The sequence below is a fragment of the Prevotella corporis DSM 18810 = JCM 8529 genome, from assembly GCF_000430525.1.
Lineage (GTDB): Bacteria > Bacteroidota > Bacteroidia > Bacteroidales > Bacteroidaceae > Prevotella > Prevotella corporis.
Map to the genome: position 1 here is coordinate 1 of NZ_KE387157.1, position 12,211 is coordinate 12,211.

Consider the following 12,211-nt stretch of genomic DNA (forward strand, 5'->3'; position numbering starts at 1 on the left):
GGCATTACCTGACAAAGTCTTGTCCATACGTTCGTCAAGACTAATATGAAACTCAGGTCCAACCTCGCAGACAGAAACGATAGTAAAATAATCTAATATTTGAGAAGGCAAAACAAGAGTTGCCAAGGTGCGTAACATTTTTTCTTCCATAATGCGAAGGTCGGAATTATTAAGATAAATAACAAATTATTCCCCCATTGATTTTCTACTGAGCCCTTGTCACTTTTTGTTTTCCGTTTCGTCCATGCCGGTTTTGCCTTTCCTGTCTTCCTTCTTCATTTTCTCCAGCTTTTTCTTGCCCCATACCACCGTGGTGGTCAAGATACAAAGCAGCGAATTATTCCTAACGAAACCTGGAATGAAGTCAGCGGTGGGCAGGAACATGCCTATTTGGTGGAGGAGAAACAGTACAACCAACTCTATTGCTATGATGCGCATGAGGCGTCCCGCGAATATTAGCTGCCGTGACGTGGTGGCTTCGAAACTGTTGATCCATCGGTTGGCTGGGAAATAGGCTCCTACGAGCAGGCCGATGGCGGAGAGAGTCATGATGGAAGCGAATGTGAGTTCGTCAGAAAGGTCTTCCAAGTCGTTGTGTTTAACGGCTAACATAATCCACGAAGCCATCAACATGACTGCCGACGCTACCTCAATGGCGGTTGACTCCTTTGTCCTTCTAAGTCGTATGGTGCTCATTTTCAATTTAAAATGTCAGATTTCTCACTTCTATTTCTTATTCTTGCTTGTCCGTCGGCCTGTTCTTGGGCAATCGCCGTGCCTTGCGCAGGGCCTCAGTGATGATCCACTGAAGCTGTCCGTTGGTGGAACGGAACTCGTCGGCGGCCCATTTCTCGATTGCGCTCATCGTATCGGCATCGACACGAAGAATGAAACTTTTTGTGGTGTTTCCTTTTTTGGCCATTATCAGATGTTAGGTGATGAACTACATGTTGAGCGTTCCCGAATTGACTACTGGCTGTGTGTTGGTCTCGCTGCAGAGCACCACCATGAGATTGGTCACCATGGCGGCCTTCTTGTCTTCGTCGAGTTCAACCACTTGCTCATCGCTCAGTTTTCTTAGGGCCATGTCAACCATCGACACTGCTCCTTCGACGATCTTCTCGCGTGCAGATATGATGGCGCTGGCTTGCTGGCGACGGAGCATCACGGCTGCTATTTCAGGCGCGTAGGCCAGATAGTTGATGCGTGCCTCGACAATCTCTATGCCCGCCATCTCCAGTCTTTCGTCGAGGGTTCTCTCCAGCAACTGGTTGATTTCCTCGCTGTTGTCGCGCAGTGTCTGCTCGTTGGTGTCGCTTTCGTCGGCCCTGTCGTAGGCGTATTGCCCGGCTACGTGGCGCAGTGCCGCATCGCCTTGAATCCTTACGAACCGCTCAAAGGCCATCATCAGGTCGCTCACCTTGTTGGTCACCTTTACTTCGTCGTTGTTGTCGGCCATCGTCTCCGAGTCGATTTCGAAGATTGCCTTGTAAGTGTCCTTGAGTTTCCAGACGAGCATCATACCAATCATGACGGGATTGCCCGTCTTGTCGTTCACCTTGATGGGCGCAGCGTCGATGTTGCGTGCGCGGAACGACAGTTTTTTCGTGATGATGAACGGGTTTACCCAGCTGAATCCCACACGGGTGAACGTGCCTTTGTATTGTCCGAAAAACATCATTACACGGGCTTCGTTGGGCTCTATCTGGATGAATCCGCAGCTGATGAGGATGAATGCCAGTGTCAGCACTATGCCAGAGCCGAGCAGAAAACCGCCGCCGTCGGTGCCTTCGTCGAGGCGAATGATACCGAAGACGATGCCGGCGATGGCAGCGAGCAGAACGATAATGTCGATTGTGAGCATGACGAAGCCGTTGATGGCTTGACCTTTGAATGCAAATTCTTTTGTTTCCATAATTCGATGGGTTTAAATAGTTTTCATAACGATATCAAATTGATATCACAAAATTAGAATTTAGATTTTATATTTGCAAGTAATTTATCCTGTTTTTAATTATATTTAACACTGTTTGGTCATTCGATCGCACGTTCACAATCAGCTGCTGACATTCCCTTCCGTCTGCCTTTTATGCTTGTTCGGTTATCGCAGTCTCAGCATGGTCGGATGGGTCAATGAGCAATGGTTTTTTAAAAGGTGAGCTTTTGGTCGGTAAAAGGTGAGGTATGAGCATGCGATAGCTGACCTTTTGGTTGGCCGTTGCTTTTGTGTTGTTTTCAGGTAGTTTAGTCGAGGGGCAGTGAACCTTGTGGTGGGAGCGGCCGAAGCTGAAAAAAGCCGACACTTTCGTGCCGGCCCTCTCTCTCGATAGGATACTTCCCGACTTGCTTTCGCAGCGGTTGGTAATCCGTTTGCTTATTGTTGTCTATTCCTTCTCTGCATTGAGGATTACGCGCACGTGGTTGCCCGTCTTGAGCACCTGCTTGACAACGTTGCCGATGCTTTGTGGCGACAATGCCTTGAGCGTTGCGTCGAAGCCTGTTGCCTTGTCGATGCCGTAGATGGCGTAGTCCGACAGTACGTCGAGCCAGTAGCCATTGGTCTTGATGGCATCAGCGTGCGACTTGGAAATGGCCTCCCTCACCTTGGCGATGTCTTCGGTCGTGATGTTGGTCTGTGCGTCGTTGATGATTTCCTTTGCGAGCTTTCCTGCTATGACTGTCTTGTCGGGGTTGGAGGCAAGCTCACACTCGATGGTGAAGTAGTTGCCGTTGAGGTCGTTTTCAAGTCTCGCTGACGGCATCGGAGTATAGACGGCGCTTTCTCTCTCGCGTATGATCTCGAACATTTTGTTCCACAGAATCTGTCCGAGTGCTTTTGCGTTGAGCGAGTTCTCCAACGTGTATTCCACCTTATCTGAACGGAAGAGGTCGTTGGTGATGCTCTGTGGGTTCGCCATTTTCATGGTGAAGCTCTTCTCCAGCTTTCCGTTGGTGTAGTTTCGGCTATCCTCAAGATCCGATTTTCTCTTGTCTGCCGGCAACGATGCTATGTATTTCTCGATGAGTGGACGGATGGTCGCCTCGTCGAAGCTGCCCACGAATACGAAGGTGAACTCGCCAGCGTTGGCGAAAAGCTGCTTGCGCAACTCCATGATTCTGTCGTAGCTGATGTTGTCGAAGTCCTTCTCGTCGAGTGAGAGCTTGTCGAGCTGCTTGTTGTGGGTGTAGAAAGCGAGCGAATCCTGCATCACTTGTCCAGGGCTGTTGTGCTTAACCGAAAGTTGTCCCTTAACGCCCTGGCTGATTAGCTGGTAGAACGCCTCGTCTTTCTTTATCCCCGTGAAGTTGAGGTTGATCATCTGCATGAGCAACTCAATATTCTCGTTGATGGTCTGTCCATCAAGGTAGTGCAGGTCGTTGCTGACGCCAGCCGAAACGCTGGTCTGCTTGGCCTGTCCGATGTTGATTAGGTCGTTGACACCTTTCGTTCCGAGTCCGTGTATGGGCATCATCATCTCGAATGCCTTGCGCATGGCCAGGTTTTCGTTCTTTACAATGCTCGTTCCTCCTGCGGCAGTGGCCGTCATCATGATTTCGTTGGCCTTGAGATCGGTTTTCTTCAGGATGACCTTGGCTCCGTTGGAGAGGGTCAACTCCTTGGCTCCGAACTTGTCGAGAGGTTTCTCCGACACGATTTTCCCAGCCACTGGTTCCTTCGTCATCAGTGGTTCTTCCTTCGCATCGTCTGGCATAGGTTCAACTTTCTCGTTGCGTGCCTGTGCGATGAGTGTCGGCATGTCGGCCTTCACAAAGGCAGGCTTGCCGTTTTTCTCCTGCATGATAGCCGATACGGCAAAGTTTTTTTCGTCGGTGTTGAACACGCTCTTTGCGTATTCGTTGATATCATATAATGGTAGCATTGGAATCACTTGGCCCAGTATAGCGTATTGCTGTTCAATGGTTGGGTATGGCTCTGCACTGATGAAGTTTTGAATGAGCTTCTGTGCGTAGGTGTCGTTCTTTATAGTGGCGCGGTTGTTGTATTGCTTTTCGAGTGCGGTCTTGTAGGTCTCCATTGCGAGCTTGTACTCTGACGGTGTGAAGCCGAACTGTCCGATTCTGTTCAGCTCACGTATGATTTCCTTGAGTGCTTCCTTCTCTTTGCCTGGCTTTGGGAGAGCTACGACGGTCTGTGCCCTACGTGTACGGGCATGGCCGGCATAGATATCGGTCTCGGCTTGTGCCATAAGGAGGCTCGATTCGGGCGTTGCGGCAATCTTTTGGAGGCGGTTGTTGAACATCATGTTTGATACTTGCTCTATGGCTTGCTGCCCGAGGTAGCACAGGGAGTTCTTCTCCTCTGGCGTCTCTACGTCGAGTTTGCGGTAGAGCTGGTAGATATTTTGGGTCACTTCCTTGTCACTTCCGAACGAGTAGAGTGTTTTTTCGTTGTCGGCGATGGCCACATCGGTGGCCTTTGTTGCACCTTTCTCTACCGGTAGCTGTCCGAACATCTTCTTAATGCTGGCTTCAATCTCTTTGGGGTTGATGTCTCCCACCACGATGACAGCCTGATTGCCTGGGAAATACCACTTACGGTAGTAGGCACGGAGGGTTTCGGGGTTGCATTTGTCAATGACGTCCATGCTTCCGATGACGGTACGCTTGCCGTAGATGCTGCCTGGGAAGAGATCGGCATTGCTGGCGCGCATGAGTCGTTGCATAGCGTTGTGTCCTCGGTATTCGTTGTGAACGACATCGCGCTCCGTCTCAATCTGATCGGCCGTCAACGTGAGTCCTTCCGACCAGTCGCTGAGCACGAGTAGGCACGAGTCAATCACGCTCTGGCGCTCGTTTCCCACGCCAGTGATGAAGTAAACCGTGTGGTCGGCAGTGGTGTAGGCATTCCATTGGCCGCCGATTGAGTCCATGAATTTCACCACGGAGTCGTCTTTGAAGTGCTTCGACCCGTTGAAAGCCATGTGCTCAAGCAGGTGTGCCAGACCGTCTTGGTTGTCTTCCTCCTGAATTGCGCCTACCTTGTGGGCGATGTAGAAGTTCACTTTCCCAGCTGGGTAGTTGTTTTTCCTGATGTAGTAGGTGAGCCCGTTGTCGAGATGACCTACAATCACTGCGCTGTCCACGGGCATTGCGGGCATTTGCATCGTCTCTTGCTGAGCTGACGCACTTGCTGCGATGAACGCGAGGGCTGCGATGAATAAGTTTTTCAGTTTCATAAAGTTGTTATTTGAAATTTATTGTTTATGCTTTTTCATGAAGATGTGTGACGAGCAACAAGCTTGGAAGCGACCTTTCAGCCGGCCGCCCCGCTCACTTGTCCTCATATCAATAATACAACTTTCATTCAATTATTTCTTTTTACATTGCGATGGTTCGTCGTCTGGCCGGTCATTCGTCCTTGAACTCCAGTAGGTCGCCAGGTTGGCATTGCAGGGCCTCACAGATGGAGTCGAGGGTGGTGAATCGCACGGCTTTCGCCTTGCCCGTTTTGAGTATCGATAGGTTGGCCAGCGTCAGTCCTACGCGTTCCGAAAGTTCGTTGAGCGACATCTTCCGCTTAGCCATCATTACGTCTAAGTTAACTATTATCATGGTTTAGCTCTTCCTTTCTTTACACGGTAAGTTCATTTTCCTCGCGCATCTTCACTCCGATGGCAAACACTTCACATATTATCAGCATAATGGGAATCTCGAAAAGATTGTCCGTCAGGTTCATCGAACCAAGGTAATCGACCGTCCTTCCAGCCAGCTCGAACGACTGTGCGCAACTGTACGTGTCGAGAAAGTCCACGCCCCACATGGTGATGTAGTTGATAATCGTCAGGAGGGTTATGCGTTTGATGAGTCTCAGGTTGACGATGGAGAAGATGTTCTCCGACTTTCTGAAGTTGCGGATTAGCTTGAAGTAGGTAATCAGCAGCAAAGCGGAGAGCACCAGCAGAACAAAGAGATAGACAAACTTCAGTGTGATGATGAAATTCGACTCGGAGTAGGGGATGTCGGCTGACATAATCCACACTTTCTCGTACTTCCCGGTCTTCTCGTTCTTCACTTTCACGGGCCGTGAGTCGATGTCGTTGTTGAATTTTATTTGTGCAGAACTCGCCCTTAGGTCTGATTCCTCGTCGAGGGCCTGCAATTCTTTGAACTCTTTGGAGTGCGCATACTTCTTGTTGTGACTGGCTTCGTATCGTGCTTTCTCAAGGGCGTATCCTGCAGAGACACCGGTCCCGAAGGCTTTGCCCAGCTCATAGAGGCTGACACAAAGTACTATTCCCATGAGTACCAACATGATGGTGCAGTAAAAGCGCAATCTTCTGTTCATAGATTCTGATGTTTGATGTGATAATTGCCCGTCAACGGCCAACGAACCATAACAGCTCGGCCATCGAGGCAGTATCCGATAATTCATCGAATGCTGCAAATATAGGAACAATTCTTGTGATTTGCAAGTTTTTCGACAATTATTTATTGAAAAACAATAATTAAATATTGTATAGTGGTAAATCTGTCACTGTGCATTGGCATGCTGTTTTAGCTGCATTTTCAGACCTACCACCTATTATATTGTATCTCATTGCCTGCGTCAGGAAGTTTTGTTGTTCATGCTTTTCTGGCTTTATGGGTATAGACGGCTCTTTTAATGCACTGGGAATGCGTACAGTTTTCTTTGGGAAAGTGTCGATATCGCTTTAAAAACTGACGCTAAAGAATTGCCAAGAATAAGGAAGTTTCATTGTTTTTATAACTACTTGAAAATCAGCAGGATATGATTTTCGTTGTGATAGGTGAGCTTTCGGGTGGTAAAAGCTTACCTTTTGTGAGCCGATAGGTGAGGTATCGCCGTGCCAAAGCTCTTTCGTTGCTGACATTTCCTGTCTGAGCTGAACGGCGAAAATTCGCCAAGGCTGACTCTTAGGCATCGCTTTTTCCGATTCAAGCTGGTCAGCCGTTGCTTCGCTGGTTTCTGGCTTTTTTGATTTTGTCCTGAATGCTGCGCACGTGCTCAAGAGCATGCTTGCGGGCACTGATGATTTGATAGCGATAGACGAGACAGGTGAGGAAGAAATAGACGACGGTCTGCATCCAGAGCGCTTGGTACTCGAACCTTATGTCTTGCAGTGTCGCACCCATAGACGACAGGCGCAGGAATCCGCGGACGCCGTATGTGGAGGGGATGAGCCAGCTGATGCCTTGCCACAGGCCGGGGATGTTGTTCTCTGGCCAGCTCAATCCGGTGAGGAAGAGGAAGGGCACGGAGGTGAAAACGACGAGCAGGATGACGTTTTCGCGGTAGCGCACCATACAAGAGATGGTCATGCCGAAGAAGATGATGGCCAATAGGTAGGGAATCATCAGTCCGATGAGGTCTGACGGGCGGGCGAGCATGGTGAAACTGAAGAGTTTTGGCACGGCGAGTGTCAGATAAGCGCCAATGACACAGTAGATCATGAAGTAGCAAAGCGATTTTCCCAGTACGATTTTGAATATGCCGTTGTAGTGCTTGCTGATAGGTACGAGGTCCTGATAGCGGTTGTTCTCGCGTGCCGTTCCTGCTGACAGACCTATTCCCAGCAGCAGTGTCTGTTGTAGAATGAGTATGAGCACACCCGGCAGTATGGCGTTGCCGTATCCGCCCGTAGTGTTAAAGAGGGGCAATTCGTCAACGGCCAGTGGCTGTGTGCTTATTTCTTCGTCGCGCTTGGTAGATCCAATGGCCATCGACTTCTGAATCTCCTTGTTCATCTCCATAGATACGGCCGTCGCCGACTGGTATATGGCCTTGTAAGTGAGCATGAGACTCATGTCGCAATAGATGCTGACGTGGGCTTGTTCGCCACAGAAGAGCGTGCGTTCGAAGTCTTCTGGTAGATAGACGATGCCGTTAGCCTCTTGTGCGGTGACGAGTTCTTTCGCCTCTGACAGACTGTTGCAGAAGCGTGCGGCACGTACGTCGGGCGAAGCGTCGAACATTCGGACGAACTTGCGTGAGGTGGGGGTTTGCGAAAGGTCAACGACAGCCACTGGAACGTCGCGCACCACCTCGTTGTTGTAAATCCACGAGTAGAGCAACGGGTAGCCCAACGGCACGAGTAGGAAGAAGATGAGCACGCCTTCGTCTTTGATGGTGTTCTTCATCTCCAGCCACCAGATGTAGCAGATGGAGTAAATCAGTCCCTCCACCGACTTTCTGTTGCGTCGGAGTTTCTTTTCGCCGCTGCCGTTCTGTGGTGCGGTGTCGGGTTTGTTGGTACTTTCTTTCTGTTTGCTCGACATCTGTCTGTTATTACTTTTCTATTTTGGATTTCAATCTATGGTATATAGACGTATTCCAGCATGGCTTTCTTGATGTTTCGTGCCGTCAGCATGGGCAGTAGGGCGAAGGCCACGAGAGCCACGATGTTCCACCACACGTGGATGATGGGATAGCCGTTGAATATGCTTGCCTGATACACCATGAAATAATGGCGCAGCGGGATGACTTGGGCGAAGGCCTCAATCATGGAGTCCATGGCAAAGACGGGATAGGTGGCACCGCAGGCAGAGAAACCGACTACTGCCCAGAGTGAGCAGACGCTCATCGACATGCGCAGCGATGGCATAAGGCCGAAGATGAACACACCGAATCCCTGCGCTGCGACAACGGTCAGGAAACCGAGCATGAGTATCTTGAAGAGGCCGCCTGGGTGTGGGAACGCCAAATGCCCATAAACGTACCATTCGTAGCCGATGAAGAGGGTGAAAAAGATGAGGAACTGCGGCAAGAGTTTGCCTGTGAGAGCGATGAAAATGTTCTTTCCGGCCATCTGCATCCATTCGTGCGACCGCCTGAACTTCAGTTCCGTGCCGATGGAATAGGTGGTAATGAGGAACATGAAGAGCATCAGCGCTCCTGGAATCATGATGGAACTGAGGTAGATATTGTAGCTCATCCACGGGTTTCCCACCATGTGCATGTCGAGAGCGATGGGCTGCAGCGTGTTGACAATCTCTTTTTGTGTCTTTCCGAGCATCTGAAGGCGGGCCGATCCCACGGCTGCCGATCCGAGGGAGGTGATGGTCTTCAGGTCTTTGAAGAGCATGGAGCCTGCCACGAGTGTCACGTTGCTGTAGAAGAACGACACTTTCGGCTGGCGCTGGGCGATGAGTTTGGCTGTCGTTCCTTCGGGAATATAGAGAAAGGCATAGATTTCGTTGCGTTGTATGGCACGGCGCGCCTCACTGACACTGGGGTAGTGGGCCACGACCTTTGTGCCCTGAAAGGCATCAAGGTTGCGGACGAGTGCGCGTGTGGTGGTGGTGTTGTCGTTGTCAACAATGCCACAGGGGAGGTTTTCTGGCTGTCCCTCACGCATGAGTGAAGTGAAGAAGAAAAGAATGATAATCGGAAAGACGATCATGCAGAACCAATAGATGGGGTTATGGACAAGTAGCCCCACCTCGCGGGCAGCGATGGCAAGAATTCGGGCGACAGGTCCTCGCCTCTTGCTGTGGGAAGTGTCGGTTGTTTCGTTTTCTTTGCTTGTGTTGTCCATTGTCTATCAGTGCTTGTGGCTGGTGACCTCGCCGCCGTTTCGTCGGCCTTTTGGTGTCGTCTGGCTATGTCTTGTAGGGCATCGGAGACCAGTTGCCTTGCGGCGGATGGCGGATTACTTGATGATGAGCGACATGCCCGGTCGCAGTCCGTCGAGTTTGCTCACTGGTTTGGCCTTCACCTGGAAAGTTTTGAGGTCGTACTGTCCGCTGGCCTTGGTGGCTTTCCACACGGCATACGAGCCTTGATCCTTGATAGCGGTGACACGGAGCTCGATAGTCTTGTTGAACGCCGGCACGAAGGCTTTGATGACGTTGCCGACCTTCATCCCCTTGAGCTGGTCCTCACGGATATTGAACGTCCCCCAGATATCGTCGGTCATGGCAATGCTCATGATGGGGCTTCCGAAACCCACGAGTTCGCCCTCTTTTGGATAGATGGTCGAAACCTCGCCGTCGTGGGTGGCGCGCTGAACGGTCTCCTTGAGCACCGATTTCACTACATTGACGGCCGACCGTGCCGCCTGTGCCTGTTTCTGTGCGGCCCGCTTCGACTCCTCGCGTGATCCGTTCTTTGCCAGTTCCCACTGCGATTTGGCCACCTCAACTGCCGCCTGTGTAGTTTCGTAAGCTGCCTGTGCCTCGTCGCGTTTCTGTGCCGAGATGACTCCTTCCTTGAAGAGACGGTCCATGCGACCAAATGTTTTTTCGGCAATTCTGTTGGCCGATTTGGCCTGTTGGTACACCTGGTAAGCGCTCTGAATCATCTCTTTACGGGTGGGGGCTTTGGCAAGGTCGCTCAGTGCCTCAGTGGCGTTGGCGGCTGCCTCTGCCACTTTCTCCTGTTCGTTGACCTCTGGTATCTCAAGCACGGCCAGCACGTCACCCTTGTGTACGTAGTCGCCTTCCTTGACACGAAGTTCGGTGATGCGTCCGGGCAGCTTGCAAGCCACGCGATACTCGCTAACTTCGACCTCTCCCTGAATGATTTCCTCTGTGCGGTCAAGTGTGAAATAACCGATGACGGCTACCAGTACGATGACGCTTATGAAGCCGAGGATAGCCAATAAGATGTTGTTATGTTGTGATTTAGCTGACATATTCTGATGATTGAATTTTGGATGGTTGACGGTTGGTGAACGGGTCGTTGTTAATTGAGTGTTCCAGTAGCTTTCTTCAAGCCTACCTGTGCTGTTCTCACGGCAATCTCAGCATCGACGATGGCAGTCTTGGCGGTCATCCATGCTGTTTGGGCAATCATGACGTCAGTAACGGTCATCACTCCCTCCTTGAAACCAATGTCGGCCGTGCGGAGATTCTCTTCTGCTGCCACCATGTTTTTGTGGGCGGTGGCCAGCCTTTCATTGGCCGTTTTCAAGCGGAAGCGATACTGTTCCACCTCAAGCTGTATCTTGTTGCGCACGTCGCTGAGCTCCATTTGTGCGATGGTGGTGGCCGCTTGCGAGGCTCTGACCCTGTATTTGCTCTCGCCCCAGCTCCAGATGGGTACGTGGACGACGATGCCTATGTTCCATACGTCGCTGAATTTCTGTTGGAATCCGTTGAACATATTGGGGTTCGACACCGTGTATCCTCCCGTCAGGGCTACGTGTGGACGGTAGAGGGCTTGGATGAGCTTGGTGTTTTGTCGGCTGATGTCGATGGTGTTTTGCAGCAAACGCACCTCCGGGCGTGCGTCGAAGGCCGTGTCGTTCGGGTTGTAGATGACGCTTTCGACGGCCGAAAGCTCGTCGGTGTCCTCATCAGCAAGCTGCAAGTCGCCGTTGAGACTGAGCCCACAGAGCTCGCAGAGTGCCATCTTGGCCAGCGATATGCCGTTCTCGATTTCTGCTATCTTAAGTTCGGCGGTGTTTACGCTCACATCTACCTTCAGCCCATCAGCCTTAGTAGCTACTCCTTCTTGATACATCTTCTGCACGTTGCTGCTCAGCTGCTTGGCCAAATCGCGGAATTTTTCTGCCAACAGTTTCTTCTTCTTGAGCGAGACGGCCAGCCAATAGACATTGTCAACTGCGTAGATGACGGTCTGTTGCTTCAGTGCGATGTCGTTGCGGGCCACGTCCTCGCCAATGGTTGCTATGTCATTGGCCGCCTTGATGGCCCCTCCCATGTATATAGGTTGAGTGAGCATGATGCTCCCGGCATAGATATTCTTGGTGTTCGATCGGAAAGCGTCGCGTATGCCCTGACCTATGTTGTCGCCAGCCTGTGCTATCGGCGCTGTCATTTTCCCCAAGACGCTGCCCAATTGCTGTGCGGCTTCAGGCGAAATCAGGCCCTGTTGGACGAGCCCGGCAATGCTTTCACCTATCTGTCCGCCAACTTTGCCCACTGAGTTCGTGCCGAAGTTCGACAGTTTGCTCTTCTGTTGGTCGTTGAGGAGTGACACTTCGCGTGTCAGATGCTCGTATCCGGCCATTCCTGTGATGCGTGGCAGGTATTTGGTCTTGGCCGACTTATGGATGTTTTCCGCAATACTCGCTGTCATTTTCGATATCTTCAGCTGTCTGTTGTTCTGCAGTGCCATCTCCCTACATTGCTGCAAAGAGAGCACTCCCTGTGCTGTTGAGGCCAGTGTTATGCTGATGAATAATGCAAAAACTAAAGGTTTCTTCATTGCCTACGATGATGTTGAAAACTGAATGCAAATGTATTGTTTTTTGAGTATAATACC

General features: G+C 50.8%; 10 protein-coding genes. All 10 read right to left on the bottom strand.

All coding sequences use genetic code 11. The features are described 5' to 3' along the window. Window positions 1–219: 219 nt before the first annotated feature. On the bottom strand, window positions 220–696 hold the full coding sequence (locus tag H515_RS0111405; RefSeq protein WP_025874873.1) for a hypothetical protein: 477 nt from the start codon (window positions 694–696) through the stop codon (window positions 220–222). A 37-nt stretch (window positions 697–733) separates the two neighbouring features. Beyond that, window positions 734–922 (bottom strand): type II toxin-antitoxin system antitoxin, encoded by a 189-nt coding sequence (locus H515_RS0111410; protein ID WP_025874875.1) that lies wholly within the window; start codon window positions 920–922, stop codon window positions 734–736. 21 nt (window positions 923–943) lie between these two features. Next, a complete protein-coding gene (locus tag H515_RS0111415) occupies window positions 944–1,915 on the bottom strand; it encodes an SPFH domain-containing protein (protein WP_025874877.1) in 972 nt (323 codons plus the stop codon). Window positions 1,916–2,384: 469 nt separating this feature from the next. Next, complete coding sequence (locus H515_RS0111420; RefSeq protein ID WP_028901969.1) at window positions 2,385–5,198, bottom strand: M16 family metallopeptidase; 2,814 nt, start codon at window positions 5,196–5,198, stop codon at window positions 2,385–2,387. A gap of 172 nt (window positions 5,199–5,370) precedes the next feature. Further along, window positions 5,371–5,574 carry a helix-turn-helix domain-containing protein gene (locus tag H515_RS0111425; RefSeq protein WP_025874879.1) on the bottom strand — a complete coding sequence of 68 codons (204 nt, stop codon included), beginning with the start codon at window positions 5,572–5,574 and terminating at the stop codon, window positions 5,371–5,373. A 19-nt stretch (window positions 5,575–5,593) separates the two neighbouring features. Then, the gene (locus H515_RS0111430) at window positions 5,594–6,307 is read right to left on the bottom strand and encodes a DUF2975 domain-containing protein (RefSeq protein ID WP_028901970.1); all 714 of its coding nucleotides are present in this window, start codon (window positions 6,305–6,307) and stop codon (window positions 5,594–5,596) included. 620 nt (window positions 6,308–6,927) lie between these two features. Then, on the bottom strand, window positions 6,928–8,259 hold the full coding sequence (locus tag H515_RS13550) for an ABC transporter permease (protein WP_081410170.1): 1,332 nt from the start codon (window positions 8,257–8,259) through the stop codon (window positions 6,928–6,930). A 35-nt stretch (window positions 8,260–8,294) separates the two neighbouring features. Continuing rightward, the gene (locus tag H515_RS0111440; RefSeq protein WP_025874883.1) at window positions 8,295–9,518 is read right to left on the bottom strand and encodes an ABC transporter permease; all 1,224 of its coding nucleotides are present in this window, start codon (window positions 9,516–9,518) and stop codon (window positions 8,295–8,297) included. Window positions 9,519–9,632: 114 nt separating this feature from the next. Next, window positions 9,633–10,616 carry an HlyD family secretion protein gene (locus H515_RS0111445; protein WP_025874885.1) on the bottom strand — a complete coding sequence of 328 codons (984 nt, stop codon included), beginning with the start codon at window positions 10,614–10,616 and terminating at the stop codon, window positions 9,633–9,635. Between the two features lie 50 nt (window positions 10,617–10,666). After that, a complete protein-coding gene (locus tag H515_RS0111450) occupies window positions 10,667–12,154 on the bottom strand; it encodes a TolC family protein (RefSeq protein WP_028901972.1) in 1,488 nt (495 codons plus the stop codon). Window positions 12,155–12,211: the final 57 nt, after the last annotated feature.